This window comes from Mesorhizobium sp. M1066, from assembly GCF_040318635.1.
In the GTDB taxonomy this organism is placed as follows: Bacteria; Pseudomonadota; Alphaproteobacteria; order Rhizobiales; family Rhizobiaceae; genus Mesorhizobium.
This window is the reverse complement of the sequence record NZ_JAMYMR010000021.1, coordinates 1-26,234: the sequence shown is the minus strand read 5'-3', so window position 1 is coordinate 26,234 and position 26,234 is coordinate 1. Positions and strand designations below refer to the sequence as shown.

Genomic DNA, 26,234 nt, shown 5'->3' with positions numbered 1-26,234 from the left:
TGACCTGATGCCCTTTCGCGAACGCCTCCAGTCCTGGCGCTATAATCTCGTGCCCGACCATGTCGTCGGCGAGATCCTGACCAAACGCTGGACCGACAACGCCATTCCGTTCCTGGCGCTGGTGGCGACGCTGGCAACCTTCGGCTCGATCATTCCGGGCTTCTTCAAGCTGACAGCGCTGCAGGAATCGACCCGCCAGCTCGGCGAGTTCTCGATGGTCGTCACCGGCATGACGGTGGTGATGCTGGGTGGCGGCATCGACCTGTCGGTCGGCTCGATCTTCGCGCTGTCCTGCTTTTCCGCCGTCTATGTCTTCTTCATCCTCGAACAGTCGATCTGGCTGGCGCTGGCTGCGTCGCTGGCCACCGGTCTCATCTTCGGCGCCATCAACGGCTATCTCGTCGGTTATCTCAGGCTGCGCGCCTTTCTGACAACGCTGGTCACCTTCATCTTCGGGCGGGCGCTGTTCGACATCCTGGTCACAACCTATGCCGCCGACGTGCAGCTTTCGACCGCCACCTCCGATGTGCTCGATTTCATCGGCGACAGCACGTTCTGGGGGCTGTCGGTCTCGGTGTGGCTAGCAATCATCCTGGCGATCATCACCCACATCGCGCTGACCCGTTCGCGGCCGGGCTGGCACGTGCTGGCGGTCGGCGGCTCCAGGCGCTCGGCGCACAATGCCGGCATCCGCGTGCGCCGCACGGTGTTCATGACCTATGTCTTCTCGGGGTTCTGCGCCTCGATCGGCGGCTTCCTCATCGCCTGCCGGCTGAGCGGGGCAGGGCCGGGCACGGGCCTCAACCTCGAGATCATGGCGCTTACGGCGGCGGTGGTCGGCGGCGTCAGCCTTGGCGGCGGCCGCGGCTCGGTGATCAAGGGGCTGATGGGCGCCATCATCGTCTTGACCATGACCAACGGGCTGATCCGGCTGGGCTATGGCACCGGCACCAACCAGATGATGCTGGGAATCATGCTGGCGGTGGCGGTGACCATCGACATCCGCTGGCTGAAGAACCGCCACAAGGTGCTGAACGAAGTCTATGTCGCGCCAGTCTATCTCAAGATGGGCGAGACACAGTCGGCCGCACCTGGTTCGGGCACACCCTACGAGCTCGACAATCGGTTGTCGGCCGCAGAGCATATCGGACTTGGCGAGCTGGAGGGGCCGGAAGACGTCATTCTCGACCGCGACGACAATCTCTATTGCGGCACGCGCCATGGTGAGATCGTCCGCTTCTTCGCGCCGGATTATGTCAAATCGGAGGTGTTTGCTCACATCGGCGGTTTCCCCCTGGGGCTGGCCTTCGACAAATCGGGCAATCTGATCAGCTGCGTGGGCGCCATGGGGCTCTACTCCGTCTCGCCGGATCGGGAGGTCAAACGCCTGTCGGCCGAAACGTCGCGCTCCTGGACCTCGATCGTCGACGATGCGCGGCTGCGTGACCCCAACGACTGCGACATCGCACCCGACGGCCGCATCTATTTCACCGACTCGACCAAGCGCTACGACGCCCATGACTGGGCGCTGGATTCGATCGAGAACCGTGCCACCGGCCGGCTGCTGGTCTACGATCCCAAGGACGGCTCGACGAAGACGCTGCTCGATGGCTACCGCTACACCAACGGTGTGTGCATGGCGCATGACGGCAAGTCGCTGTTCTTCGCCGAAAGCTGGGCCTGCCGCGTGCATCGCTACTGGCTGGAAGGGCCGAAGGCCGGCACCGCCGAATGCGTCATCCGCGATATGCCGGGCTATCCCGACAACATCAACCGTGCCTCCGACGGCAATTACTGGATGGCGTGGCTCGGCATGCGCACGCCGAGTTTCGACCTGTCGCTGCGCCACCCCGACATGCGCAAGCGTATGACGCGCCGCCTGCCGCAGGACGAATGGCTGTTCCCCAACATCAACACCGGCGGCGTGGTGAAGTTCAACGAGAAGGGCGGCATCGTCGAGGCGATGGGCGACCTCACCGGCGGCGCGCATCCGATGGTCACCTCGATGCGCGAGCACAAGGGATATCTCTTCGTCGGCGGTATCCTCAACAACCGCATCGGCCGCTACAAGATTTCGGGCGCCGACCCGAACTGGACCAGCCCCGCTTCCTACTGGGGAGCGAAGCCATGATCCTCGATTCGGTGCTCGACTTGTTTCGCGGCAAGGCGGTGACCATCCCGCCACTCGACGGCGCTTTCAGGCCCAATACGCGGCTGGATGATGCGCCGGCTTTTGCCGAGCTGACCGAGCCGGACAATCTGCTGGTCTCCGGTGACAAGCTGCTGGCCTCCAGCGGCAACGCCATCCACTCGGCTGCTGCCGGCGCAATACCAACCGTGGTCGAGACCTTTCCGTCTGCCGTCACCGCGCTGGCGTTCTCGCCATCCGGCGAACTGACGGTCGGGCTGGAGAGCGGCAAGCTGCTGGTATCAGGCGAGGAGGTTTCGCTGCCGGCTGACCTCAGCTGCATCACCGCACTTGCCTATGCGGATGACGGCACGCTGTGGCTGGCCAACGGCTCGGCCGAGCACGCGCCCTCGCAATGGGCCGCCGACCTGATGAGGAAGGGCGCATCCGGTTCGCTTTGGAAGCGGGATGCAGCAGGTGGCGGCTTCCGCAAATTGGCCGACGACATCGCCTTCCCCTATGGGCTGCATCCTGTCGGCAGGGATGTTCTGGTCAGCGAAAGCTGGCGTCACCAGCTTGTCCGTTTCGACGGCGCGACGGGTAGCCGCTCGACGGTTCTGACGCGTCTGCCCGGCTATCCCGCGAGGCTGTCGCCGTCCGCCGATGGTGGCGCCTGGCTGACCTTGTTTGCGCCGCGCAACCGGCTGATCGAATTCGTGCTGCGGGAAACGCACTACCGGCACGACATGCTGAGCCAGGTGCCGCCGGCCTACTGGATCGCGCCGGCGCTGGCCTCCAGCCGCAGCTTCCTCGAGCCGCTGCAATGCGGCGGCATCCGCACCATGGGCATCCACAAGCCGTGGTCGCCGAGCCGCTCTTACGGGCTGGTGGTCAGGCTCGACCAGAAGATGCAGCCGCAGTTCAGCCTGCACAGCCGCGCCAACGGCACGCGCCACGGCATCTGCAGTGTTGCGGAAAAAGACGGCCTTCTGTTCGTAGCCTCCAAAGGCGGCGACTGCATCCTTTCTGTCGCCACGGGAGGTTTCTGATGGAACCGATCGTCCGTCTGGAGAATGTCACCAAGACTTATCGCGGCGTGCCTGCGGTGAAAAACGTCAGCTTTGAGCTGCGCAAAGGAGAGATCCATGCGCTGCTCGGCGAAAATGGCGCGGGAAAATCGACGCTGACCAAGATCATCGCCGGTGTGGTCGACGCCACCTCAGGCAAGATGTTCCACAAGGGCCGGGAGATCGCCTACGCTTCGCCGCACGCAGCGCTTGAGGCCGGCATCGCCATGGTGTTCCAGGAGACCAGCCTGGTGCCGTCGATGACGGTGGCGCAGAACCTCTATCTCGGTACTGAAAAATTTCTCAACCGGCTGCGCGGCACGTATATTTCAGCACAGCAGTTCCTGCAGTCGCTGAATTTTCCGGTCGACCCCAACGCCATGGTGGCGACGCTGGGTGCGGCCAAGCGACAGATGGTCGAGATCGCGCGCGCGGTGCACCACAATGCCGAGATCATCATCTTCGACGAGCCGACGGCGACGCTGACGCCGGAAGAAAAGCGGCACTTCTTCGCGCTGATCCGCCGCTTGAAGGCGAGCGGCGTGTCGATCGTCTTCATCAGCCACGCGCTGGAAGAAGCGCTCGATATCGCCGACCGCATCACCATTTTGCGCGACGGCGAGCTTGTCATCACCGACGATACGTCGGCCTTCGACCGCGACAGGATCGTCGCGGCCATGGTCGGGCGCACGCTGTCGGGGCAGATATACCGCCAGCGCGACGAAGCGAAGCTGCGCAAGGCGGGCAAGAAGGTGCTGTCGGTGCAGGACATCTCGATGAGCAATGTCGTGCGCAACAATTCCTTCTCGATCTTCGAAGGCCAGATCACCGGCGTGTTCGGGCTGATCGGCTCCGGCCGCACCGAGACATTCAAGATCGTTTCCGGCATCTACAAGCGCGATTTCCTGCGCGGCGGCGCCATCGAGCTGGACGACAAGCCCGTGCGCTATCTCGTACCAAGCGAAGCGGTGGCGGACGGCATCGTCTACGTCACCGAGGACCGCAAGAGCGAAGGCATCTTCGAGACGATGGGCATTGCCGAAAACCTGTTCGGCGGACTGCTGGCGGCGGGCCGCGAAAAGGCCTGGGTGATCAACGCGCAGGAGATGCGCGCACTGTCAGCCGAATGGACGAAGACGCTCAACATCAAGGCAATCAACGACAATGCGCGCGTCGTCGAACTGTCCGGCGGCAACCAGCAGAAGGTGGTCATCGGCAAGGGGCTGGTGCAGCAGCCGCGCATCGTCATCTTCGACGAGCCGACGCGCGGCGTCGATGTCGGCGCGATCGCCGAGATCCACCAGATCATCAACCGGCTGGCCGACGAGGGCCTGGCCGTCGTCGTCATCTCGTCCTACCTGCCGGAGATCATGAACCTGTCCGACCGCATCCTGGTCTGCCGTCAGGGCCGTATCGTCGAGGAGTTTTCGCCGGCCGAGGCCACGGAGGAGAAGATCATGTACGCTGCGGTGCATTAGGGTTCTGGCCGATGCGTACGTCGATAATTGGCGCGCACGTCCATCCCTTCGTCATCCACGGGCGAAGCAAGGAGCGTAGCGACGCGGCGCAGACCCCTGGAGCTGCTCCGCAGCCCAAGGGATCCATGCCGGGACTCCGTAGCGCTGCTGCGGTGCAGAATTCTGCTCCGCTGCACTCTTCGGCTAAGGTCACGGAATGGATCCCAGGGTCTCCGCGACGGCGCTTCGCGCCTGCTTCGCCCTAGGATGACGAAGTTTAGGTGCCTCGGCTAATCTTCAACGCTATTGCGCCAAAAACTGAGTCAAAGAAGCTGGTTAGCCGCCTTTGCTCGAAACTTGATTCAACGAGCCAGTTCATCGATCGAAAGGAAAGGAAATACCATGGCCACCACAAGACTTCTGAGCGACGCCGAGGTCGAAAAGATCCCGGCGGTGAAGGCCGTGTTCGACGACATCCGTGCGACGCGCAAATCCGATTTCGTCAACAATTTCTGGCGCGGTCTGGCCAATGATCCTCCTGCGCTGAAGCGGATCTGGGAACAGTTGAAGGTGGTGATGGTGGCCGACAGCACCATCGATCCGCTGACCAAGGAGATGATCTACATCGCTGTCTCGACCGCCAATGGCTGCTCTTACTGCGTCCACTCGCACACGGCGGCGGCCCGCGCCAAAGGCATGACCGATGCGCAGCATGGCGAGCTGGTGTCGATCATCGGATTGGCTGGGCAGACCAACCATCTGGTGACGGCGATGCAGATCCCGGTCGATCCACAGTTTGAGGTTAAGTGAAGCGTCACACCGGCCGGTAAACCTTCTCCGCCGTGTTCCAGAAAATATCCGCCTCCGCCGCAGCACCATGCTTGGCCACCGCATCGCGGTGCGCCTTGATCAGCTCGGCGTGGCTGGTCCACAGTTTCTCGATCGGGAAGTTCGAGCCGAACATCAGATGGTCGGCGCCCAAAATACCGATCGCGTTGTCGACGATGTAGGCAATCAGCGCCGGATCGTTGCGGTGGACGAAGGTGCCGAGGCCGGACAGCTTGGCGTAGAAATTGGGCGCGGCCGCAAGCGTGCGCAGGCCGGTTTTCCAGGCTTCGGTGGTTTCCGGCTCCATGCCCGTCAGCATGCCGGCATGGGTGAGGACGAAATTGGTCCGCGGGTTTTCGCTGACAAGCGTCAGCCCGTCCTTCATCTGGGCGGGGAAAAGCTGCAGGTCGAAGGACAGGCCATAGTCCTTCAGCCGTGCTACATTGGCGCGCACCTTGGGATCGATGACCTGATCCGGCCCCGTCGCGAAGCGGAAGGCCGGGGTCTCGTGCCAATGCAGTTGCATCCGTACGCCGCGCAGCAGCTTGTATTTCATCAGCCGATCGATCTGGGGCCTGATATCGTCGACGGTCATGTCGGTGTAGCCGACGATGGCATGCGGCCAGCCGGTTTCGTCGGATGTCTTCTGCAGGAAGGCGACTTCCTTCTCGAAATCCTCCTTGGCCCAGTTGGTCTGGACATAGACGGCCTTCTCGACGCCTGAACCCCTCTGGTCTTCAAGAAATTCCTCGACCGGATAGTCGCGGCGGATCGACTCGTAGGGACCAAAAATACGCGGCACCATCGGCCCGACCAGCCAGGGCTGGTCCTTTTGGCGCCAGATGTGGAAATGCGCGTCGATGGTTTTCTGCATCATGAAACCCTCTTCCAGATTGCCGCCGCCGCCGGAGCAGGGCGGGCGAGAGACAGGATGAAATCGGTGAGGCTTTTCACCGACGAGCCGTCGATGAGGTCGTCCAGCACCGGCAGGATGGCGCGCAGTGCCGCCGTTGCCGGCCGGAAGCGCGGGTCGCCGGCTAGCGGTGTGGCCAGCGACAGCCGGAAAGCGCGGGCGCTCAGCCGTCGCATGGCTGTCTCCAACTCGCCATGATCGCCGCGCTCCAGCGCGTCGGACAGGATCACGACCGTGGCACCGCGTGCAAACGACGAGAAGCGCGGCACCGAGAGGAAGGCGAGCAGCGTCGGTCCCATGCGGGTGCCGCCGTCCCAATCGTCGACCTGGGCCGCGGCGCGCGCCAGCGCCTGGTCGCGGTTGCGGATGCGCAATGCTGGGGTGATGCGGGTCAGCCGCGTGCCGAAGGTGAAGATTTCGGCGCGGTCCGAGCCTTGCACGGCGGCATGCGCCAGCTTCAGATAGTCCGCGGTGTGCAGCTTCATCGAGCCGGAAACGTCGATCAAGAGCAGCAGCTTGCGCGGCACGGTCTGGCGGCGGCGCAGCAGTGGGGAGGGCACGTCGCCATCGGCACTGACGATCTCTCTGAGCGACCGGCGCAGATCGAGTTTGCCGCGCGAGTGGGTGCGTACGGTGCGGAAGGAGCGGCGGGCGGGCAGGGCCGAAGCGAGCTTGCGGCGGAAAGCGGCAAGGCCGTCATCGTCGCGCTGGAAGTCGCGGCTGCTCAACTGCTCCAGCGCCGAGGACAGCTCGCCGCCCTCTTGCCGCTGTTCGGCCTCGATCCGTTCGTCGTCGGCGCCGCCATCATCCTTGATGCGGGTTTCCTCGTCGGCGTCGCCTTCGACCACGGCGGATGTGTTGCCATAAAAGTGGCTCTGGAAATGCGCCTCGAATTCGTCGCGGCGATCGGGCGGGGGTGCCAGCGTCGCGAGCGCCGCCTCACGGATGTCTGCCATCGAGCGCGGCCCGAGCAGGGTCACTGCCTGCATGAAGCCGGAGACTTGCTCGGGGGCGATGGCGAAGCCGTAGCGGCGCAGAAGGCGGGCAAAGCCAAGCAGGGGCGCGGCTGCGTGGGGCAAGCTTGTTTCCCGCATCATTCTGTGTCGCCCCCCTCTGTCCTGCCGGACATCTCCCCCTCAAGGGGGGAGATTGGCAGCTTCGACGCTTCGCTCCGTTCTGCGACGCTGGAAATTGGCGAAAACCGAAATGACAGCTGATCTCCCCCCTTGAGGGGGAGATGTCCGGCAGGACAGAGGGGGGCGCTGTCCCGCCAGCGTTGCGGAATGCGCCGGTGAGGCCGCGCCACCCTTAACGGGGAGAACGTGCCGTTGAGGTCTCGGCTCACACCAGCGCCTCCTCGACGATGCGGCCAAGCTCCGGCGCGATGTAGGAGAGATCTTCCTCGTCCTTGATGAGCACGCCGATGGCGCGGCGGAAGGCTTCCGGCCACGGACTGCCGCCTTTTTCCAGGATAGTGGCGGCGTTGGCCCATTCGACCGCCTCGGCGATCCCCGGCGGCTTGGCCAGCGGGCGGGCGCGAATGGTCTGCACGGCTGCCGCCACGGCGCGTGCCGTCGTCTCGGCCACATCGCCGGCGCGCAGCATGATGATGGCGGCCTCGCGCTCGGCGTCCGGATAGCCGATCCAGTGATAGACGCAGCGCCGGCGCAGCGCTTCGGCGAGTTCGCGGGTGCGGTTCGAGGTCAGGATGACGATCGGCTGTGCCGCGGCGCGGATGGTGCCGCGCTCGGGAATGCTGATCTGGAAATCGGAGAGGAATTCCAGAAGCAGCGCCTCGAATTCATGATCCGAGCGATCGATTTCATCGACCAGCAGCACGCGCTGCTCCGGCGCCTTCAACACCTGCAGCAGCGGCCGGGCGATCAGGAAACGGTCGTCATAGATATCGATCTCATGCTCGCCGGCATGGCGGATGGCGAGCAGCTGGCGCTGGTAGTTCCACTCGTAGAGCGCGTGCGCGGCGTCGATGCCTTCGTAACATTGCAGCCGCACCAGATCGCGGCCGAGCAGCGCGGCGATCGCCTTCGCCGCTTCCGTCTTGCCGACGCCCGGCGCGCCTTCGAGCAGCAGCGGCTTGCCCAGCCGGATCGCCAGGAAGATGGCGGTCGAAAGGCTTTCATCGGCCAGATAGCGCGAGGCGGCCAGATGCTGTGCCACCGCCTCCGGCGAGGTCGCGACAGTCTCGGCGCTTGTCCCGGTCATTCCAGCCCTCAGTTCGCCGCTTGCGCCTTCAGCGCGCGTAAGATGCGCTCCGGCGTGATCGGCAGCGTGTCGATGCGCACGCCGACGGCGTCGAAGACCGCATTGGCGACCGCCGGGATCTGCGGATTGGCGCACATTTCGCCGGGCCCCTTGGCGCCATAGGGTCCGTCGGCGGAAGGACGCTCCAGCACGATGATCTCTGTCTCGGCAAGGTCGCCGGGACCCGGCATCAGATACTGGTTGAAGTCGGTGCCGCCATGATCGCGGTTGGGATAGTAGGGCTCGGTCGTCTCGTAGAGCGCATGGCTGATGCCCATCCAGGAGCCGCCAACCAGTTGCTGTTCGACCATTTTCGGGTTCAGCGCGCGGCCGATCTCGAAGACGTTCTTGACCGTCAACACGGTGACCTCGCCGGTCTCGTCGTCGACCTCGATCTCGGCCACGGTGCAGGCATGGGCATAACAGGTCGACGGCTTCATCGCGCCGGTTTCTTTCTCGGGATAGGAGCGGGGAATCAGGAACATGCCGCGGCCGGAAATCGAGCGGCCGCGCTTGAAATGCGCCGACAGCGCGACATCGAAGATCGAGATCGATTTCTGCGGCGCGCCCTTGACCAGGATGTTGCCCTGGCCGTCGGTCTCGAGGTCGGAGGCGTTCACCTCCAGTTCCTCGGCCGCCACTTCCAGCATCACCTGGCGCGCTTCCCTTGCCGCCTGGATGACGGCGTTGCCGGCGCGGTGGGTGCCGCGCGAGGCGAAGGTGCCCATGCAGTGCGGGCCGGTGTCGGTGTCGGCGGTGTCGACGACGACACGGTCGGTCGGCACGCCGATCGTCTCGGCGCAGATCTGCGCCATGATCTGCTTCATGCCCTGGCCGAGATCGACCGATGACAGCGTCACCATGAAATTGCCTGTCGGCGTCGAATGCACCAGCGCCTGCGTCGGGTCGCCGCCGAGGTTCATGCCTGTGGGATAGTTGATCGCGGCGACGCCGCGTCCGCGCCTGATCGCCATCTCAAGCTCCCTTCACGTAGGACGACATCGCCATGAACTTTTCCGCCACCGGCCAGTTGGCTGCGCGCGAGGCTTCCTGCATGCACTCGATCAGCGCCGCGCCCTCGGTCGGCTGGCGATGCGCTTTCATGTCGCCGTCGCGATAGGCGTTGATGAAGCGGAATTCGAGCGGATCCATGCCGATCAGGCGCGCCAGCTTGTCCATCTGCACCTCCAGCGCGAAATCGCCGATGGTGACGCCGAAGCCGCGCATGGCGGATGAGGGCGTGCGGTTGGTGTAGACGCAGTAGGTGTCGATCCAGACGTTTGGGATGGTGTAGGGGCCGGGATAGTGCCCCGCGCCCTTCTGCGCGCCATAGGGCGAGTGGCGCGAATAGGCGCCGGCGTCGGTATAGCCGGTGACCTTGCGCGCGACGATGCGGCCGTCCTTCATGACGCCGTCCTTGATGACGACCTTTTCGGCCGCTCGCGGCGACGAGATCTGCATCTCCTCCTCGCGGCTGTAGATAAAACAGACTGGTCGTCCTGTTAATTTTGCGCCGAGGATGGCGATCGGCTCGACGATGACGTCGACCTTGCCGCCAAAACCGCCGCCGACGGTGCCGCCGACGAAATGCAGTTTGCTGCCCGGCATCTGCAGGATGATCGAGGTGTTGTCGAGCGTGAAGAACATCGCCTGCGTGTTGGTGTAGCAGGTGAAGCGGTCATTGCCTTCGGGCGACACCACGCAGCCGGTGGTCTCGGTCGGCGCGTGCTCGATCGGCGAGGACTGGTAGCTCTCCTCCAGGATGTGGTCGGCGCCGGCGAAGCCCGCCTCGACATCGCCGAAGCGCACCTTGCGGCACTCGCCGCTGTCATAGAGGTAATAATTCTGGCCGTGATATTCGTTGACCAGGGGCGCGCCGGGCTTCAGCGCCTCTTCCATGTCGAAGACGGCCGGCAGCACCTCATAGTCGACCTTGACCTTGGCTGCGGCCTCTTGCGCGGCACGCTCGGTTTCGGCCAGCACGGCCACCACGGCCTCGCCCTTCCAGCGCACCTTGCCGTCGGCCAGCACCGTCTCGTCCTCCGGCCCGACCTGGATCAGGATCAGGATGGTGTAGACATTGTGCGGCACGTCCTTGGCGGTCAGCACTCTGACGACGCCCGGATGCTTCTCGGCCTCCGACGTGTCTATCGAGCGGATGCGGGCATGGTGATGCGGGCTGCGCACCATCTTCAGGTGCAGCATGCCAGGGAAATTGCGGTCGGCGAAAAAGGCGGTCTTGCCGGTGACATGGCCGGGTGAATCCGAGCGCGGCCGGGGCTGGCCGATCTCGTTCAGATCGTCCTTGCGGATATCAGCGAAGTAGTTCTTGCGCAGTTCCATTGCTTTGGACCCCTCAGGCCGCGTTCTGCGAATTGGCGCGGGCGGCGGTCAGCACCGCCTGGATGATCGGCTCGTAACCGGTGCAGCGGCAGATGTTGCCCGACAGCGCCTCGACCACCTCGTCGCGGCTGGGGTTGGGCGTATGGTCGAGCAACACCTTGGCCGCCATGATCATGCCCGGGGTGCAGAAGCCGCATTGCGTGGCGAAGGTGTCGAGGAAGGCGCGCTGCAGTGGGTGCAGGACGCCAGCTTCCGAAAGTCCCGATGTCGTGCTGATGACGGCGCCATCGCAGGTCTCGGCCAAGGTCAGGCAGGAGAGCCTGAGTTCGCCGTCTATGATGACCGAACAGGCGCCGCAGGTGCCTTGATGGCAGCCGCCTTTCGGCGAGGTGTCGCCGATCTTGTCGCGCAGCGCCTGAAGCAGCGTCGTGCCGCTGTCGATGAATTCGGCCTTTTCCGAGCCGTTGAGCGTGAATTGAACCGGAATCTTTGCCATGTTTTCCTCCCAGCGCGCCTGCCCGAACCAGCGGACAGACGCGCGCCCCGAACGAATTAGTATGCGAGCAGCAACCGGCCGAGATGAACCGGCAGGACTTCGGCGCGATACCAGGCGCTGGCGATCGGGTCGGTGATGGGCGAGGTGCCATCACCGGCCGCGGCCAAGGCCGGCGCGATGCCGTCAGCGGTCAGCGTTCGGCCGATCAGCGCTTTTTCCGCCGCCCTGGCGCGCATTGGCCGATCTGCCATGCAGCCGAGCGCGATCCGCGCCGAGGTCACGGTGCCATCCGACGACAGTTCCAGAGCACCGGCTATGCTGAGCACCGAGACGCCCTTGGGCTTGACCCTCGACACTTTCAGGAAGCGGAAACTGTCGGCCTTCGGAAGCGTGAAGCTCACGGAAGTGACGATGGCACGGCTGCCGTCCCGATTGGCCAGAAAAGTCTCGATAGGCGTTTCGCCGCCATCGGTGCCGACCATGGCATCGAGCGCCAGCAGGGCAACGGCAAAATCGCCATAGGGGGCCGGGGCAAAAAGATTGCCGCCGACGGTCGCCATGTTGCGGATGGCCGGGCCACCGACGGCGCGGGCGGCCTTGGCGAGCGTGCCGAGCTCCGGATGGCCGGCGATCGCTGCCATCGTCACTGAAGCGCCGACGCGGGCTTTTCCACCGGCAACGGCGATGGTGGACAGGGACGGCTCGGTCGACTTGACAAGGCCGGAAACCGAAACATCGCCTTCATTGGCCGCGCGGACGACCAGCGTGCCGCCGCCGAGATAGCGTGTGCCCTGGGCTTTCAGTGCCGCGTTCGCGTCCTTCACCGTTGCAAAAGTCTGCAGTGCCAGCGCCATGGTTTGGCTCCTGTCAGCTCTGGCCGGCGAAATGGCTTTTCAGGGCGTTGAAGCCGCCCTGAAAGACATTGGCGCCCATGCCCTCGGCCAGCTTGTCTGCCTCCTCGGGCGCGGCGTCGAAGCTGGCGGTCCATTCGGCGTAGGTGCGGTCGCCATCGGTCACACGCCGCAATTGAAGCGTCGCCTTGTGATTGGTCAGCGGCTGCGGCGTCTCCAGGATGGAGTAGCTGACCAGGAAATTCTGATCGGAAAAATCGAGCAGCTTTTCGCGCAGGCGGGCGCCGCTGGCGAGCTGGAAATTGCGCACGCAGCCGATCGTAGTGGCGTCCTTGCCGTCTTCAATGTGGCTTTCCACCATGCGCGGATGCCAGTCCGGCAGCCCGTTGAAGTCGCGTATGCGCGCCCAGACCTTTTCGACCGGCGCGTCGATGACGCTGGATATGGTGACTTTGGCCATTCAAATGTTCCCTTGCAAAAGCGATCCGGTGCAAGGGTAGGGCGGCCATTTCAGCGACGCTTATCAATGCGTCTTGAGCGCCTATCAAGGAGTCTGAAAAAGGGCGGTTGGCTCAGGCGATCGCCCGCGCGGCCTCGCGGTAGAGCGTCGGCGGCACGCCGACATGGTCGCGGAAGAAGCGCGAGAAATTGCCCTGCGTGGTGAAGCCGAGATTGCAGGCGACCGAGATCAGCGGTTCCTGCGACCATTGCAGCTGCCGCACCGCTTCCTCCATGCGCAGCGTGTTCCAGTAGACATTGGGCGTCAGATTGGTCTGTTCCTTGAACAGAGCGAAGAAATGCGGCCGCGACAGGCCGACGCTGCGTGCCACGTCGTCGAAGCAGATGCGCTCGCAGACATTGGCCTTCATCAGCTGGATTGCCTTGCGGACACGAAAATCCTGCATGGTGTTGATGCGGACACGGGCCTCCTGCGGCGCCGAGGCGTCGGCGGCGTCGAGCACGCTATCGACGAAACGCTCGATCTCGTAGTTGGCGATATCGTCAACGCTCTCATTGTCGCTGAGGTGGTCGAGCAGATTGGCGGCGGCCTGATGCAGCCACGGTTCCAGCGTAATCGCGGCTTGTGAGAACAGCGGCGCCGACGAAGGCAGGTCGCGGCGGCGCCGCGCCCAGTCGGCATCGATGTAGAAGGCGAGAAACAGACCGGGCGTCCCGTTTTGCGACAGAACATGGCTGTGCGGCTGGAAAGAGTTGATGCCGGCGGCCGTTCCAGGTCCAAGCCGGACGGTCTCGCGGCCGATGGTCATTTCGCCGGCCGTACCTTCCAGCCAGATGATCAGATGGGCCTCGACATGGGCATGGGTGACGAAGTCGCTTGCGACATTCAGGATAGAAACATGTCCGAACCGGCCCCAGTAGAGCCTGATCGCTTCCGTCATGGGTATATCCTCCCGCAGACGACTGGCCTCCCTTCGCCTGCAACAGGGATTGTGCGGCGGAGTTCGGGGCCGCGTCAAGACGCGCGGGGGCGGCGAGAGCGAATGACGGCCAGTGAGGCCGGATTTTCAGACTGAGCGATAGGCACTGGAACGAATAGCGGTCGGGAGAATTGCCAACCTCAAACCGAAGCCGTCATGCCGCCATCGACATACAGCGTATGGCCGTTGACGAAAGACGAGGCGTCGGAGGCAAGGAACACGGCGGCGCCGATCAGCTCGTCGACATTGCCCCAGCGCCCCGCCGGCGTGCGCTTTTCCAGCCAGGCGGAAAATTCGGGATTGTCGACCAGCGCCTGGTTCATCTCGGTGCGGAAATAGCCGGGCGCGATCGCATTGATCTGCAGGCCGTGTTTGGCCCAATCGGCGCACATGCCCCTTGTCAGGTTGCGGATCGCGCCCTTGGTGGCGGTGTAGGGCGCGATGTTCGGCCTTGCCAGTTCGCTCTGCACCGAACCGATGTTGATGATCTTGCCCTTGCCGCGCGGGATCATGTGGCGGGCGACCGCCTTGGCGGCATGGAAGGCGCCCGACACATTGGTCTTGAACAGGCGCTCCCATTGCTCCTCGGGAAAGTCCTCGAGCGGGGCGCGGAATTGTATGCCGGCATTGTTGATGAGGATGTCGATGGCGCCGATCTCGGCCTCGATGCGGGCGATGTCCTCGTTGACCGCCTGAAAATCAGTGACGTCGAAGGTCGAGGCGTGCGCCTTGAAGCCGGCATCGCGCAGCTTTTCGACGGCACCGCCGATCCTGGCGGCGTCGCGGCCGTTCAGCACCACGCTTGCCCCATGTTCGGCCAGGCCCCGAGCCAGCGCGAAGCCGATGCCCTGGCCGGAGCCAGTCACCAGCGCCAGCCGGCCCTCGAGGCTGAACAGGGAGTTGGCCATCAACTGTCGGCTTAGTCGCTGCGGCGGAAATTGCGGATGCGGTCGAACAGCACCGCCAGCAGGATGGCGCCGCCGATGAACACACCTTGCCAGAAGGCATTGATGCCGAGCAGGCCGAGACTGTTGCGGATCACCTCGATCAGGGCCGCGCCGACGATGGCGCCGAAGGCGGTGCCGACGCCGCCGGCCAGATTGGCGCCGCCGATGACGGTGGCGGCGATCACCTGCAGCTCCATGCCGGTGCCGAGATTGGTGGTGACGGCACCCAGCCAGCCGGTCTGGATGATGCCCGCAATGCCCGCCGACAGCGCCGAGATCATGTAGACGGCAACCTTGATCTGGCGCACCGGAACGCCGGTCAGCGTTGCCGCGTGCTCATTGCCGCCGATGGCGAAGATGTGGCGGCCGAACTTGGTCCAGCGCAGGATGAAGCCGGTGATCAGCGCCAGGAGGATCATGTAAAGCACCGGATTGGCGATGCCGAACACCCAGGCGCCGCCGCCCAATGACAGAAGCTTGGCGTGGTCCGGCCCGAACTGGAAGACGACCGTGTTGTTGGAGGCGACCATGGCGAGGCTTCGGGCGATCGACAGCATGCCGAGCGTCACCACGAACGGTGGAAAGCCGAGATAGGCGATCAGCACGCCGTTGAAGGCGCCAATGGCGAGCGCTGTGGCGATCGAGGCCAGGATGCCGATCTCGATCGAGTAGCCGGCATGCATGGTGACGGCCAAAATCATCGACGACAGGCACAGCACCGAGCCGACCGAGAGGTCGATGCCGCCGGTGATGATGACGAAGGTCATGCCGAGCGCGATAATGGCGACGAAGGTGATGTTGCGGGTGATGTTGTAGAGGTTCTTCGACGTGGCGAAGGCATCGGTGGCAAACGACAGGAACACGCAGGCGAGGATGACCGCGATCACCACCCAGAAGGTCTGGCTGGCAAACAGTCTCGCTGCCAAGGATTGCTGCTTGTGTTCGATCGGCTGGTCAATTGTCAGTGCCATCGTCGACCTTCATCTGCTGTGCGTGGTGAAATTCGCTGAAATCAAACCTGTTCGATGGCGCCGGTGATCAGCCCGGTGACTTCCTCGGGCGAGCTCGACGCAATCGTCTTGTCGGCGACCTTGCGACCGCGCCGCATGACTATGACGCGGTCGGCGACGGTGAAGACGTCAGGCATTCGGTGGCTGATCAGCACGACGGCAATGCCTTGATCGCGCAAATGGCGGATCAGGTTCAGCACTTCGGCGACCTGGCGCACCGAGATAGCGGCCGTCGGTTCGTCCATCAGCACGATCTTGGCCTGCGACAGCATGGTGCGGGCGATCGCCACCGCTTGGCGCTGGCCACCCGACATCTGCTTGACGAGGTCGCGCGGACGGGTTTCGGACTTCAATTCGGCGAAGAGCTGGCCGGCGCGCTTGTACATCGAGGCATAGTCAAGGATGCGGAACGGCCCGACGCCGCGCCGCAGTTCGCGGCCGAGATAGACATTGGCGGCGGCGGTCAGATTGTTGCAGAGCGCAAGGTCCTGGTGGACGATCTCGATGCCGTGCTGGCGGGCTTCCGCCGGCTTGTGCAGGATCAATTCCTTGCCGTCCATGTGCATGGTGCCATGGCTCGGGCGGAAATTGCCGGCGATCATCTTGACCAGCGTCGACTTGCCGGCGCCGTTGTCGCCCATGAGGCCGACCACCTGTCCGGGCTCGATCGACAGCGAAACGTCGTTGACAGCCTGGATGGCGCCGAAATGCCTTGAGATGTTGGTGAGTTCGAGAACCGCCACCAGCCTTTGCCTCCCCGTGATTTGCGACCTGCCGCTGTTCCCGGCGTGGATGCCGACGCTGCTTTGGCCTCGCTCTCCCCGGCTCCTCCCGAAGACGGCGTTAGCGTTCTTTTACGCAAAAGCCGGCGCACGTCAATCAATTGTCGGACGAATTGGGCCAGGACTATTTTAAAAATCCGTTTTGTAGGACAAATAGCATTGACGTTGGCGCCAAGCCGATATTAGCTAAGCGTCGGAGGAGATTATGCCGATCCCCGCTGGCGGTTCGCCGGCCGGAATCGGCGGAGGTTTGACGGCCCAGCATCCGGCGGCACCTGTGTGTGAGCTGATCTGAAGCCGAATCTGGAAATGCTTATCGATCTGTCCTGGCGACACGAGCGCTCGCGAAACGACCCTCGGTCATCACGCATCCGGTCGATCTGTATGGCGGGCACGCCGTGTCCGTTTGTTTCAAGGGAGGACTGACATGAGGAAAACACTTTTGCTCGCCGCCGTCGCCGCAATGGCGTTGGGTGCCGGGCCGGCTTTGGCCAAGAAACAGCTCGTCATTGTCGTGAAAGGTCTCGACAATCCGTTCTTCGAGGCCATCCACCAGGGCTGCGAGAAATGGAACAAGGAAAACGCCAGCTCGGAGTATGAATGCTTCTACACCGGTCCGGCATCGACTTCGGACGAGGCCGGCGAGGCGCAGATCGTCCAGGACATGCTGAGCAAGGCCGACACGGTCGCGATGGCGATCTCGCCGTCCAACGCGCCGCTGATCGCGCAGACGATCAAGAGCGCCAATCCGACGATCCCGATCATGACGGTCGATGCCGATCTCAGCAAGGAAGACGCAGGTCTTCGCAAGACCTATCTCGGTACCGACAATTACCTGATGGGCAAGAAGATCGGCGAGTACATCAAGAAGGGCAAGCCGAATGGTGGCACGATCTGCACCATCGAAGGCAACCCGGCAGCCGACAACATCCTGCGCCGTGCGCAAGGCATGCGTGACGCACTGTCGGGCAAGGAAGGCCTTGCCGCACTTGCGGGTGAAGGTGGCTGGACCGAAGTCGCCGGCTGCCCGGTGTTCACCAATGACGACGGCGCCAAGGGCGTGCAGGCGATGACCGACATCCTCGCCGCCAACCCCAAGCTGGACGCCTTCGGCATCATGGGCGGCTGGCCGCTGTTCGGCGCGCCGCAGCCCTACCGCGATCTGTTCGGGCCGCTCAAGGACCGGATCGCCAGCAACGACTTCGTCATCGGCGCCGCCGACACGATCGGCGACGAAGTGGCGATCGCTCGTGACGGCCTTGTAACGGCTCTGGTCGGCCAGCGGCCGTTCGAAATGGGCTACAAGGCACCGTCGGTGATGATCGACCTGATCGAAGGCAAGGCGGTCGCCGATCCGGTGTTCACCGGCCTCGACGAGTGCACCAAGGATACGGTCGACACCTGCATCCAGAAGTAGGTTCTCGATTTCGGGGCGCCCGGTTGCGGGCGCCCCGTCATTCCTGAACGGAGCGATCATTCCCGAACGGACGCAATGGTTGGGGCAATCGGCTCCGGCTTTGCCGCGCCCGTGATCTGGATTTTTCGGCAACGAGATCGGCGCCCGTACGGTTCGGACCAGTCCGGACGACAGACGGTCGACGCATTGGAACGTGGATGCCGGACGAGAAGTCAAGCAAGCGAACCGACCGAACCAAGGCACAAGCGAGCCACGGTCCGGCTGTCATGCGGAAGGCTGGTGCCGCGCATTTTGCGGGGGCGAGCGTCCATGTCTCGTTGGCCGGCGAGATTGGCCTGCGGATCGTGCGTGGCGACTATCCGCCCGGCACCATCCTGCCCAACGAGTCCAGATGGGCCGAGATCTTCAATGTCAGCCGTTCGGCGGTGCGCGAAGCCATCAAGATGCTGATGGCGAAGAGCCTATTGGCCTCACGCCCCAAGATCGGCAGTTGGGTCGAGCCGAAGGAGCGCTGGAACCTGCTCGACCGCGACGTTCTGGCCTGGTACGCGACGGCGCCCGACCGCGAGGCGTTCCTGCGAACCGTGCAGGAGTTTCGTCATATCATCGAGCCGGAAGCGTCGGCCTTTGCCGCCATGCGGCGCAGCGACGAGCAAATGGCGGAAATCAGCCAGGCCTGCCGCGACATGGGCGAGGCCTTGAGCCTGCAGGAGCGTATCCGCGCCGATACGCGCTTTCATCTGGCCATCCTGCGCGCTTCCGGCAACGACCTTCTGGTGCCGCTCGGCGTGCTGATCGAATCGGCGCTCGACCATCTCTTCGCATTCACGACACAGCAGGTCGCCGATCAGCGCCAGGCGCAGAAGCTGCATGAGGCGATCGAAAAGAACATCCGCCTGCAGCGCCCCGCCGCCGCGCGCAACGCCGTGCACAAGCTGCTTGCAGATACCGACGACGGGATAGGGCGGTGGCGGCGGTGACCGGCGCCAGCGTTGGGCGATCGGTTAAATGGTCTGCTTCTTGCCATCCTTCATCGGCATCAGGTCGACACCGTTCACTTTGCCGATATGCGTCGCCAGCATCGGCACGAATTGCTCGGCCGGGCCGGTTGCATGGGCACCGGCGAAGGAGTTCTTGGTGGCGTTGCCGAGCGGGTTGGCGATGCCGGCCGCACCCGCCATCGATTCCAGATAGGTCAGGTCCTTGAAGGCATTGGCGATGGTGAATTTGTGCGCATCGCGGTCACCTTCCAGCGTCCAGCGCATGAAGGTCTGGTAGAAGCCGCAATCCATGCGGCCATTGCGAATGACGCTGTCGAAGCGCGGCGGCGAGATGCCGACCTTCTCAGCCAGTGCCAGTGCCTCGGAATAGATCGCGGCGTAGCCGAGCGAGATGAAATTGTTGAGCAGCTTCATGCGATGGCCGTCGCCGGTGTCGCCGATATGGACGATGCGGCCGGCCCAGGTTTCGATTACCGGTTTCACCCTGGCAAAGAGGGCGTCCGGTGCGCCGACCATGGCGTCGAGCGTGCCTTCCCAGGCTTCCTTCGGCGTGCGGCTGAGCGGTGCGTCGACAAAATCGATGCCGAGTGCATTGAGCTCAGCGGCAAGCGCAATGGTCGAGACTGGATCTGAGGTCGAGCAATCGACGACGACCGAACCTTTCTTCAAACCCTCCTTGAGGCCGCCCGGGCCGCGAATGATGGCTTCGACCTCGCGCGAACCGGTGACGCAGATGAAGACGATATCAGACGCTGCCGCCACATCGCGCGAGGTCGATGCTTCCGTGGCGCCGCGGCCAAGCAGGTCTTCCGCCGGCTTGCGGTTCTTGCGGCCGAGGAAGGTCAGGCTGTAGCCCTTGTCGACGATGTTCTTGGCGATCCCGTGGCCCATCAGGCCAAGGCCGATGAAGCCGATCTTTTCGCGCGCGGCAGTCGTGTTCATGTCTTCAAGTCCTGTTGCAATGATTGATGTCAGGCGCTGCCGTTTTGCAGGCGTGGGTGGTTGCGGATGGCGATATTGTCTGACAATACACATAAATTCCTGAGGATGTGGAGAGCAAAATGACGAAGCGGATCATGTTCACCGGCGGCAGTGGCAAGGCCGGACGCCATGTTGTCCAGTATCTGGTGGAGCAAGGCTGCCAGGTGCTCAACATCGACACCAGGCCGCTCGACAACCCAAAGGTGCGCACGCTGATCACCGACATCACCGACAGCGGGCAGGTGTTCAACGCACTGTCGAGCTATATGGGCCTGCACGAATTCGACCCTTCGCTGCGCCCGCAGCCGGTCGATGCGGTGGTGCATTTCGCCGCCATCCCGCGCATCATGATCACCACCGACAACGAGGTGTTCCGCATCAACGCGCTCGGCACCTACAATGTCATCGAGGCGGCGGTGAAGCTCGGTATCCGCAAAATTATCATCGCCTCCAGCGAGACGACCTATGGTCTCGTCTTCGCCAACGAGCCGCGCGATCCCAAATATTTCCCGCTCGACGAGGAGTATGACGTCGACCCGATGGACAGCTACGCTTTGTCCAAGGTCGTCAACGAGAAGACGGCACGCGCCTTTGCGCAGCGCAACGGCACCGACATCTATGCCTTGCGCATCGGCAACGTCATCGAGCCGCACGAATATTCGCTGTTTCCGAAATGGTTCGCCGATCCGGGTTTCCGCAAGCGCATCGCCTGGAGCTATGTCGATGCACGCGATCTCGGCCAGATCACGCTGCGCGCCATAGAGAAGGACGGGCTCGGCTATCAGGTGTTCAACGCGGCCAATGACGACACCTCGTCCGACCTGCCGACCGCCGAACTCTTGAAGCGGTTCTACCCCGGCGTGCCGGTCAAGGCCGAACTCGGCGAATACGAGACGCTGCTGTCGAACCGCAAGGCGCGTGACGTGCTCGGCTTCCGCCCGGAGCATAGCTGGCGCAAACACGTCAAGCAGGACTGATCCGCGAAGCAATCGAGGCTGATCTGTGCACAGCGGGCGGCTTTGCGGTGCAAGCCGCTTGCCGCGCTTGACAGCCTGCTTAATACGGACTTTCTGGAACCCATGCGGGACGCGAAGCCGAACAAGGAAAAATCGTTGGGGAAAGCGGCCTCCGGGGACCGTCCGGGCGGCGTTCGCCGGGCGGACGCCGCCCGTATTCCTGGCTCCAGCGTCCACGCCTCGCTGGCCAGCGAAATTGGCCTCAGGATCGTGCGCGGCGACTATCCGCCCGGCACCATCCTGCCCAATGAAGCGAAATGGTCGGAGACCTTCAGCGTCAGCCGCTCGGCGGTGCGCGAGGCGATCAAGATGCTGATGGCCAAGAGCCTTTTGGCCTCACGTCCCAAGATCGGCAGCTGGGTCGAGCCGAAGGAACGCTGGAACCTGCTCGATCGCGATGTGCTTGCCTGGTACGCGACGTCGCCGGATCGCGAAGTGTTCCTCAAGACGGTGCAGGAATTCCGCCACATCATCGAGCCGGAAGCGACCGCGTTTGCCGCCATGCGAAGAACCGACGAGCAGATGGCCGAGATCAGCCTGGCCTGCCGGGAGATGGGAGAGGCGACGAGCCTGCAGGAGCGGACCCGCGCCGACACGCGCTTCCATCTTGCCATCCTGCGGGCTTCGGGCAACGACCTGTTGGTGCCGCTCGGCGTACTGATCGAATCCGCCTTCGATCACCTCTTTGCCTATACGACGCGGGAGATCGACGATCTCAACCACGCGCAGAAGCTGCACGAGGCAATCGAGAAGAACATCCGCCTGCAGCGCCCCGACGCGGCGCGCAATGCAGTGCGCAAACTGCTCGCCAACACAGACGGCGTCATCCGCGCCCGGTAGGGCCGGCCGCCGCTAATCATCCTTGTCACGTCCGAAGGCGCTGCGCAGTTCGTCCTTGGCGTCCTCAAGCACTTTTTTGCGCGCGGCAGGCAAGTTCTTGCCGGCGCGGTTGATGTAGAAGTTCAGCATCGACATGGCCGACTGGAACGGCTCGGCCTTGCGCCGGTGGCTGTGTTCGGCGGATCGCTTGAGCGAGGCGGCGATCTTCCTGGCGTCGTCGGATTCGAAGACGTGATCCTCAAGATCCATCGCGTCGCTGTGCTCGGTCACCTCGGCCGACCATTTTTTCCTGGTGGCGGTCATCGCAGGACTCCTCTGCAGGGTGGGTTGCCGGGAAACTCCGCACATCGGCATCGGTTCCGCCCTGGCTCTGGAGCCACGGATTTGCCCGCTGTGGCGCTGCTGCGGCCTGAGAATGCGCCGATAGTGGCGCAAACGGCGGCCGATCTCCGAGACCGCCGACAGGAAACGCCTTGACCCGAACCGACAGCATCCCGGCCGGCCCCGGCATCGACAGCTCCTATGCCTGGATGCGGCTTGCCATCTCGATGCTGCTGGCGACGATCGGCGCCGTCGGCATGTGGGCTGTGGTCGTGGTGCTGCCCGCGGTGCAGGCCGAGTTCGGCGTCGACCGCGCCGCGGCGTCCATGCCTTACACTGCGACCATGGTCGGTTTCGCCGCCGGCAACGTGCTGGTCGGCCGCGCCATCGACCGGATGGGTTACTGGATCCCGGCGCTGCTCTCTTCGATCGCGCTTTCCGCCGGCCTGCTTCTCGCGGCGCTGTCGACCTCGATCCTGCAATTCACGCTTGCCCAAGGAGTGCTGATCGGTATCGGCACGTCGGTGATCTTCGGGCCGCTGATCGCCGATATCTCGCACTGGTTCAACCGCCGTCGCGGTGTCGCGGTCACGGCGGCGGCCGCCGGAAACTACCTCGCCGGAGCGATCTGGCCGACCATCATGCCGACACTGATAAAGGCGGAAGGCTGGCGCTTCACTTATGCGGCAATCGGCATCTTCTGCCTGGTGACAATGGTGCCGCTGGTGCTGATGCTGAGGCGTGGTGCCCCAGTTGCGGCTGCCGCCGGTTCGCCCGGAAGCCGGCCGGTGCAGTCGATGCCGCTGTCGCCGGCGGCGTTGCAGGTGCTGCTGGTCGTCGCCGGCCTCGGCTGCTGCGTGGCGATGTCGATGCCGCAAGTGCATATCGTCGCCTATTGCATGGATCTCGGCTACGGCGTGGCGCATGGCGCCGACATGCTGTCGATCATGATGGCAGGCGGCGTCGTCAGTCGGCTGGCATCGGGCTTTCTCGCCGACCGTATCGGCGCGGTGTGGACACTGATGATCGGCTCGGTGCTGCAATGCCTGTCGCTGCTGTTCTACATCCCGTTCGACGGGCTTGCCTCGCTCTATGTGGTGTCGCTGGTGTTCGGCCTGTCGCAAGGCGGTATCGTGCCTTGCTACGCGATCATCGTGCGCGACTACATGCCGGCCAAAGAGGCTGGCCAGCGTATCGGCATCGTCTTGATGGCGACGATCTTCGGCATGGCGATCGGCGGCTGGATGTCGGGCTGGATCTACGATTTGACCGGCTCTTATGCGGCTGCGTTCCTCAACGGCATCGCCTGGAATTTGCTGAACATACTGGCGATCGGGCTGCTGTTGTGGAAGGCACGGCGCAGCACAGCCGTGATGGCCTGAGCTCACCCTGCCCAAATGGTCCGGGAGCTGCGCGGCTTGACAACCACCCAAGGCTGCGCGACGCCGGAAGGCGGATGGGTGCGGCAACAGGCCGATTTGGCATGACGACGGTGGCAAAGACCCTGAATATGGTTCTAAAGGCGCTTGGCTGCACAAGCCCGTCGCCAGGAGTGCGCCCTTGACCAAGCCGCGCTCGCGCCGGGGCGGCGGCCGCCCTACCATCGCGGATGTCGCGCGCAAGGCCGGTGTCGGCGCCATCACCGTGTCGCGCGCCCTGCGCGAGCCGGAGCGTGTGTCCGAAGAGCTGCGCCGCCAGATCCAGGCCGCCGTCGACGAACTGGGCTATGTGCCGGACCCGAATGCCCGGGCCCTGGCCTCGGCGCGCGCCGAGGTGTTCGGCGTGCTGGTGCCGTCGCTGACCAATAACGTCTTCGCCGAGGTGGTGCGTGGCATCTATGACAGCCTGTCGGCCAGCCCGTTCCGCATCCAGCTTGGCAACACCCACTATTCCGGCCTTGAGGAAGAGCGGCTGCTGCAGGTGTTCGGTTCGCAACGGCCAGCCGCGCTGATCGTCGCCGGCATCGATCAGACACCGGCTTCGCGAAAGCTGCTGGAAAGTGCCGGCTGCCCTGTGGTGCAAGTCATGGAAACCGGTCCAGATCCCGTCGACATGATGGTCGGCTTCTCGCATCTCGATGGCGGCAGGGCGGCGACCGAGCATCTGATCGAGGCCGGCTATCGCCGCATCGGCTTCATCGGCGCGCGCATGGATCCGCGTTCGCAGCGGCGCCTTGCCGGCTATCGCGCGGCGATGGAGGCCGCGGGCCTGTTCGACCCGCGCCTCGTCACCACTACGCCGGTGCTGTCCAGCGTGTCGCTCGGCCGCGAGATGTTCCGCGATGCGCTGGCCAAGGTGCCGACACTCGACGGTGTCTTCTGCAACAATGACGATATCGCGCTCGGTGTCTTGTTCGAATGCCATCGCGCTTCGATCGCGGTGCCGAAGACGATCGGCATCGTCGGGTTCAACGATCTCGACATGATGCAGGTGGCGTTTCCTTCGGTCACCAGCATCCGCACCCATCGTTATGAGATCGGCCGGCGTGCCGTTGCCATGGCGCTTGCGGCGATCGCCGGCAACAGACCGGAGCAACGGATCGTCGACCTCGGTTTCGAGCTCAAGCGCCGCGAGAGCACGGCGCGTTGAAACGCACAGGAGCGACTGTGCAAATGCCGGTTTACACGCCAATTTGGTAGCGCTACCATTTCCCGCAGGCAGGTGCATAAACGACAGGGCGTACCTGTTTATTATACATAAGCGACAACTAATACTTGTTTATTATGGATAATATGATAGTTTTCGTACCGCTGGGGGCGACAAGGGAGGAACCGGGTCGGCCACCACGGGCGGCCAAGGACGCGCATGGCGAGGCGGGAGGTGCCGGTCCATCGCGCGAAAATTCGCGTTGCGAAACGAACAATCTGAACTGCAATCGGGAGGATTATCGATGATCAAGTCACTTGTTGGTGGCGTCGTTGCCGCCACTGCATTCGTCATGCTCAATTCGGCCGCCATGGCCGCCGGACCCGAAATCGTGTCGGGTCCCGCCGCTCAGGCGGACTGTTTCGCGCCGTGGAGCGCGGAGACCAAATTCTTCAAATATCCCAAGAAGGAAGGGCCGTTCCGCATCGCCTTTGCCAATGGCTATATCGCCAATACCTGGCGCATCCAGATGGTGCAGACGGCCAAGGCCTACGCCGCACAACCTGAAGTCAAAGCCAAGATCAAGGAATTCAAGGTCGTCTCGACGGGCGAGGACGTGCCGGCACAGATCTCGGCGATCAACAATTTCATCGATTCCGGCTATGACGCCATCGTGACCGACGCCCAGAACCCGACGGCCTTCGGTCCGGTCATCAAGCGCGCCAAGGAAGCCGGCATCGTGCTGGTCGCCTTCGACAACATCCTCGACACCAAGGACGCCATCAACGTCAATGTCGATCAGAAGGGCCTTGGCGAATTGTGGGCCAAGTGGCTGGTCGCCAAGATTCCGAACGGCGGCAAGATCCTGGAAGTGCGCGGCGTCGCCGGCACCTCGGTCGACACCGATCGTCACAACGGCATCCACGAGGTCTTCGACGCGTCCGGCAAGAAGTGGGACGTGACCGAAGTCGCCGGCAAATGGGATGACGGCGTGGCACAGAAAGTGACCGCGGATGCGATCGCCACCAACGGTCCGTTCGACGGCATCACCGGGCAGGGCGGCGACACCGGCATCGTGCAGGCGATGATCGACGCCAAGCATCCGTTCGTGCCGTTTGGCGGCGAGACCGAGAACGGCTTCCGCAAGTTCTGCGCCGCGCATTCGGCCGACGGGCTGAAGTGCTCGTCCGCAGGCTCGGGTCCGGCTCAGGTCGCCGTTGCCATCAAGACCGCGATCGCCGCACTCGAAGGCGAGGTTGTGCCACAAGAGGTGAAGCTGCCGCTGGCGATCGCCGAAGACCCGAACTTGAAGGAAGGCACGGATTATTTCCCCAAGGAATCCGATAATTTCTTCGTCGGCAATTCCTTCCCGACCTGCGGCATCAATTTCAGCGCCCAGGAAATCATGGGTCAGACCAAGGAAAACCAGTAAATCATCGCTGGCTGTCACCTGGCGGGGGGGGGGGTGGCGCCGGGGGTGGGGGCAAGCCCGCGATGCCCGGGGGGGGGGGGGGGGGGGGGGGGGGGGGGGGGGTGGGGGGGGTGGGGG

25 protein-coding genes are annotated in these 26,234 nt (G+C 63.7%); 11 read left to right on the top strand and 14 right to left on the bottom strand.

Annotated elements, in window-relative coordinates:
* The first annotated feature begins 7 nt into the window (after nucleotides 1-7).
* The 4 genes from NKH52_RS22885 (at nucleotide 8) to NKH52_RS22870 (ending at nucleotide 5,462) form a co-directional block, all read left to right on the top strand.
* The gene (locus NKH52_RS22885) at nucleotides 8-2,131 is read left to right on the top strand and encodes an ABC transporter permease (RefSeq protein ID WP_352733254.1); all 2,124 of its coding nucleotides are present in this window, start codon (nucleotides 8-10) and stop codon (nucleotides 2,129-2,131) included.
* The gene (locus NKH52_RS22880) at nucleotides 2,128-3,177 is read left to right on the top strand and encodes an NHL repeat-containing protein (protein ID WP_352733257.1); all 1,050 of its coding nucleotides are present in this window, start codon (nucleotides 2,128-2,130) and stop codon (nucleotides 3,175-3,177) included. The genes NKH52_RS22885 and NKH52_RS22880 overlap by 4 nt, the downstream gene beginning before the upstream one ends.
* Nucleotides 3,177-4,673 (top strand): sugar ABC transporter ATP-binding protein, encoded by a 1,497-nt coding sequence (locus NKH52_RS22875; RefSeq protein ID WP_352733259.1) that lies wholly within the window; start codon nucleotides 3,177-3,179, stop codon nucleotides 4,671-4,673. Before NKH52_RS22880 ends, NKH52_RS22875 begins: the two co-directional genes overlap by 1 nt.
* A 381-nt stretch (nucleotides 4,674-5,054) precedes the next feature.
* A complete protein-coding gene (locus NKH52_RS22870; RefSeq protein ID WP_352733262.1) occupies nucleotides 5,055-5,462 on the top strand; it encodes a carboxymuconolactone decarboxylase family protein in 408 nt (135 codons plus the stop codon).
* Between the two features lie 4 nt (nucleotides 5,463-5,466).
* Here NKH52_RS22870 and NKH52_RS22865 read toward each other — a convergent pair whose 3' ends face one another.
* From NKH52_RS22865 to NKH52_RS22810, 12 genes are all read right to left on the bottom strand, one after another.
* Entirely contained in the window at nucleotides 5,467-6,354 is an 888-nt protein-coding gene (locus tag NKH52_RS22865) for an amidohydrolase family protein (protein ID WP_352733337.1), read from the bottom strand.
* Nucleotides 6,354-7,490, bottom strand: coding sequence for a vWA domain-containing protein (locus NKH52_RS22860; protein WP_352733264.1), 1,137 nt, complete (start codon nucleotides 7,488-7,490; stop codon nucleotides 6,354-6,356). Before NKH52_RS22860 ends, NKH52_RS22865 begins: the two co-directional genes overlap by 1 nt.
* A gap of 244 nt (nucleotides 7,491-7,734) precedes the next feature.
* On the bottom strand, nucleotides 7,735-8,616 hold the full coding sequence (locus tag NKH52_RS22855) for an AAA family ATPase (RefSeq protein ID WP_352733267.1): 882 nt from the start codon (nucleotides 8,614-8,616) through the stop codon (nucleotides 7,735-7,737).
* An 8-nt stretch (nucleotides 8,617-8,624) separates the two neighbouring features.
* A complete protein-coding gene (locus NKH52_RS22850; RefSeq protein ID WP_352733269.1) occupies nucleotides 8,625-9,629 on the bottom strand; it encodes a xanthine dehydrogenase family protein molybdopterin-binding subunit in 1,005 nt (334 codons plus the stop codon).
* Nucleotide 9,630: 1 nt separating this feature from the next.
* Nucleotides 9,631-10,998 carry a xanthine dehydrogenase family protein molybdopterin-binding subunit gene (locus tag NKH52_RS22845; RefSeq protein ID WP_352733272.1) on the bottom strand — a complete coding sequence of 456 codons (1,368 nt, stop codon included), beginning with the start codon at nucleotides 10,996-10,998 and terminating at the stop codon, nucleotides 9,631-9,633.
* A 13-nt stretch (nucleotides 10,999-11,011) separates the two neighbouring features.
* Nucleotides 11,012-11,494, bottom strand: coding sequence for a (2Fe-2S)-binding protein (locus NKH52_RS22840; protein ID WP_352733275.1), 483 nt, complete (start codon nucleotides 11,492-11,494; stop codon nucleotides 11,012-11,014).
* A gap of 56 nt (nucleotides 11,495-11,550) precedes the next feature.
* Nucleotides 11,551-12,348 carry an FAD binding domain-containing protein gene (locus tag NKH52_RS22835; RefSeq protein WP_352733278.1) on the bottom strand — a complete coding sequence of 266 codons (798 nt, stop codon included), beginning with the start codon at nucleotides 12,346-12,348 and terminating at the stop codon, nucleotides 11,551-11,553.
* 13 nt (nucleotides 12,349-12,361) lie between these two features.
* The gene (locus NKH52_RS22830) at nucleotides 12,362-12,805 is read right to left on the bottom strand and encodes an SRPBCC family protein (RefSeq protein ID WP_013530850.1); all 444 of its coding nucleotides are present in this window, start codon (nucleotides 12,803-12,805) and stop codon (nucleotides 12,362-12,364) included.
* A 112-nt stretch (nucleotides 12,806-12,917) separates the two neighbouring features.
* Nucleotides 12,918-13,745, bottom strand: a complete 828-nt coding sequence (locus NKH52_RS22825; RefSeq protein WP_352733282.1) for an AraC family transcriptional regulator — start codon at nucleotides 13,743-13,745, stop codon at nucleotides 12,918-12,920.
* 179 nt (nucleotides 13,746-13,924) lie between these two features.
* Entirely contained in the window at nucleotides 13,925-14,692 is a 768-nt protein-coding gene (locus tag NKH52_RS22820) for an SDR family oxidoreductase (protein ID WP_352733285.1), read from the bottom strand.
* 11 nt (nucleotides 14,693-14,703) lie between these two features.
* Nucleotides 14,704-15,702, bottom strand: coding sequence for an ABC transporter permease (locus tag NKH52_RS22815; RefSeq protein WP_352733288.1), 999 nt, complete (start codon nucleotides 15,700-15,702; stop codon nucleotides 14,704-14,706).
* A 41-nt stretch (nucleotides 15,703-15,743) separates the two neighbouring features.
* A complete protein-coding gene (locus NKH52_RS22810) occupies nucleotides 15,744-16,484 on the bottom strand; it encodes an ATP-binding cassette domain-containing protein (RefSeq protein ID WP_013530854.1) in 741 nt (246 codons plus the stop codon).
* Between the two features lie 466 nt (nucleotides 16,485-16,950).
* On the opposite strand from NKH52_RS22810, the gene NKH52_RS22805 reads away from it, so the two are divergent.
* Both NKH52_RS22805 and NKH52_RS22800 read left to right on the top strand, forming a co-directional pair.
* On the top strand, nucleotides 16,951-17,940 hold the full coding sequence (locus NKH52_RS22805) for a sugar-binding protein (RefSeq protein ID WP_127396614.1): 990 nt from the start codon (nucleotides 16,951-16,953) through the stop codon (nucleotides 17,938-17,940).
* 197 nt (nucleotides 17,941-18,137) lie between these two features.
* Entirely contained in the window at nucleotides 18,138-18,920 is a 783-nt protein-coding gene (locus tag NKH52_RS22800; RefSeq protein WP_352733291.1) for a FadR/GntR family transcriptional regulator, read from the top strand.
* A gap of 24 nt (nucleotides 18,921-18,944) precedes the next feature.
* On the opposite strand, the gene NKH52_RS22795 is transcribed toward NKH52_RS22800, so the two are convergent.
* Complete coding sequence (locus tag NKH52_RS22795) at nucleotides 18,945-19,883, bottom strand: NAD(P)-dependent oxidoreductase (protein WP_352733294.1); 939 nt, start codon at nucleotides 19,881-19,883, stop codon at nucleotides 18,945-18,947.
* A gap of 119 nt (nucleotides 19,884-20,002) precedes the next feature.
* Between NKH52_RS22795 and NKH52_RS22790 the strand changes: the two genes are divergently transcribed.
* Entirely contained in the window at nucleotides 20,003-20,899 is an 897-nt protein-coding gene (locus NKH52_RS22790; protein ID WP_352733297.1) for an NAD-dependent epimerase/dehydratase family protein, read from the top strand.
* Nucleotides 20,900-21,001: 102 nt separating this feature from the next.
* A complete protein-coding gene (locus NKH52_RS22785) occupies nucleotides 21,002-21,778 on the top strand; it encodes a FadR/GntR family transcriptional regulator (RefSeq protein WP_023813240.1) in 777 nt (258 codons plus the stop codon).
* A gap of 12 nt (nucleotides 21,779-21,790) precedes the next feature.
* Here NKH52_RS22785 and NKH52_RS22780 read toward each other — a convergent pair whose 3' ends face one another.
* Nucleotides 21,791-22,081, bottom strand: coding sequence for a DUF3175 domain-containing protein (locus NKH52_RS22780; RefSeq protein ID WP_031213606.1), 291 nt, complete (start codon nucleotides 22,079-22,081; stop codon nucleotides 21,791-21,793).
* A gap of 227 nt (nucleotides 22,082-22,308) precedes the next feature.
* Here NKH52_RS22780 and NKH52_RS22775 point away from each other — a divergent pair, with 227 nt between their 5' ends.
* The 3 genes from NKH52_RS22775 to NKH52_RS22765 all read left to right on the top strand — a co-directional run bounded on the left by NKH52_RS22775 (nucleotide 22,309) and on the right by NKH52_RS22765 (nucleotide 26,117).
* Nucleotides 22,309-23,481 carry an MFS transporter gene (locus tag NKH52_RS22775; RefSeq protein ID WP_502908093.1) on the top strand — a complete coding sequence of 391 codons (1,173 nt, stop codon included), beginning with the start codon at nucleotides 22,309-22,311 and terminating at the stop codon, nucleotides 23,479-23,481.
* Between the two features lie 178 nt (nucleotides 23,482-23,659).
* The gene (gntR, locus tag NKH52_RS22770; RefSeq protein WP_352611330.1) at nucleotides 23,660-24,688 is read left to right on the top strand and encodes an HTH-type transcriptional regulator GntR; all 1,029 of its coding nucleotides are present in this window, start codon (nucleotides 23,660-23,662) and stop codon (nucleotides 24,686-24,688) included.
* Nucleotides 24,689-24,989: 301 nt separating this feature from the next.
* Nucleotides 24,990-26,117: a sugar ABC transporter substrate-binding protein gene (locus tag NKH52_RS22765; RefSeq protein ID WP_023813236.1), complete on the top strand. Its 1,128-nt coding sequence runs from the start codon at nucleotides 24,990-24,992 to the stop codon at nucleotides 26,115-26,117.
* The last annotated feature ends 117 nt before the right edge of the window (nucleotides 26,118-26,234 follow it).

What these genes read in the sequence shown, in the direction of transcription:
- NKH52_RS22885 (WP_352733254.1), top strand. Translation starts at nt 8, where the DNA reads ATGCCCTTTCGCGAACGCCTCCAGTCCTGGCGCTATAATCTCGTGCCC.
- NKH52_RS22880 (WP_352733257.1), top strand. Translation starts at nt 2,128, where the DNA reads ATGATCCTCGATTCGGTGCTCGACTTGTTTCGCGGCAAGGCGGTGACC.
- NKH52_RS22875 (WP_352733259.1), top strand. Translation starts at nt 3,177, where the DNA reads ATGGAACCGATCGTCCGTCTGGAGAATGTCACCAAGACTTATCGCGGC.
- NKH52_RS22870 (WP_352733262.1), top strand. Translation starts at nt 5,055, where the DNA reads ATGGCCACCACAAGACTTCTGAGCGACGCCGAGGTCGAAAAGATCCCG.
- NKH52_RS22865 (WP_352733337.1), bottom strand. Translation starts at nt 6,354, where the DNA reads ATGCAGAAAACCATCGACGCGCATTTCCACATCTGGCGCCAAAAGGAC.
- NKH52_RS22860 (WP_352733264.1), bottom strand. Translation starts at nt 7,490, where the DNA reads ATGATGCGGGAAACAAGCTTGCCCCACGCAGCCGCGCCCCTGCTTGGC.
- NKH52_RS22855 (WP_352733267.1), bottom strand. Translation starts at nt 8,616, where the DNA reads ATGACCGGGACAAGCGCCGAGACTGTCGCGACCTCGCCGGAGGCGGTG.
- NKH52_RS22850 (WP_352733269.1), bottom strand. Translation starts at nt 9,629, where the DNA reads ATGGCGATCAGGCGCGGACGCGGCGTCGCCGCGATCAACTATCCCACA.
- NKH52_RS22845 (WP_352733272.1), bottom strand. Translation starts at nt 10,998, where the DNA reads ATGGAACTGCGCAAGAACTACTTCGCTGATATCCGCAAGGACGATCTG.
- NKH52_RS22840 (WP_352733275.1), bottom strand. Translation starts at nt 11,494, where the DNA reads ATGGCAAAGATTCCGGTTCAATTCACGCTCAACGGCTCGGAAAAGGCC.
- NKH52_RS22835 (WP_352733278.1), bottom strand. Translation starts at nt 12,348, where the DNA reads ATGGCGCTGGCACTGCAGACTTTTGCAACGGTGAAGGACGCGAACGCG.
- NKH52_RS22830 (WP_013530850.1), bottom strand. Translation starts at nt 12,805, where the DNA reads ATGGCCAAAGTCACCATATCCAGCGTCATCGACGCGCCGGTCGAAAAG.
- NKH52_RS22825 (WP_352733282.1), bottom strand. Translation starts at nt 13,745, where the DNA reads ATGACGGAAGCGATCAGGCTCTACTGGGGCCGGTTCGGACATGTTTCT.
- NKH52_RS22820 (WP_352733285.1), bottom strand. Translation starts at nt 14,692, where the DNA reads ATGGCCAACTCCCTGTTCAGCCTCGAGGGCCGGCTGGCGCTGGTGACT.
- NKH52_RS22815 (WP_352733288.1), bottom strand. Translation starts at nt 15,702, where the DNA reads ATGGCACTGACAATTGACCAGCCGATCGAACACAAGCAGCAATCCTTG.
- NKH52_RS22805 (WP_127396614.1), top strand. Translation starts at nt 16,951, where the DNA reads ATGAGGAAAACACTTTTGCTCGCCGCCGTCGCCGCAATGGCGTTGGGT.
- NKH52_RS22800 (WP_352733291.1), top strand. Translation starts at nt 18,138, where the DNA reads ATGCCGGACGAGAAGTCAAGCAAGCGAACCGACCGAACCAAGGCACAA.
- NKH52_RS22795 (WP_352733294.1), bottom strand. Translation starts at nt 19,883, where the DNA reads ATGAACACGACTGCCGCGCGCGAAAAGATCGGCTTCATCGGCCTTGGC.
- NKH52_RS22790 (WP_352733297.1), top strand. Translation starts at nt 20,003, where the DNA reads ATGACGAAGCGGATCATGTTCACCGGCGGCAGTGGCAAGGCCGGACGC.
- NKH52_RS22785 (WP_023813240.1), top strand. Translation starts at nt 21,002, where the DNA reads ATGCGGGACGCGAAGCCGAACAAGGAAAAATCGTTGGGGAAAGCGGCC.
- NKH52_RS22780 (WP_031213606.1), bottom strand. Translation starts at nt 22,081, where the DNA reads ATGACCGCCACCAGGAAAAAATGGTCGGCCGAGGTGACCGAGCACAGC.
- NKH52_RS22775 (WP_502908093.1), top strand. Translation starts at nt 22,309, where the DNA reads ATGCGGCTTGCCATCTCGATGCTGCTGGCGACGATCGGCGCCGTCGGC.
- NKH52_RS22765 (WP_023813236.1), top strand. Translation starts at nt 24,990, where the DNA reads ATGATCAAGTCACTTGTTGGTGGCGTCGTTGCCGCCACTGCATTCGTC.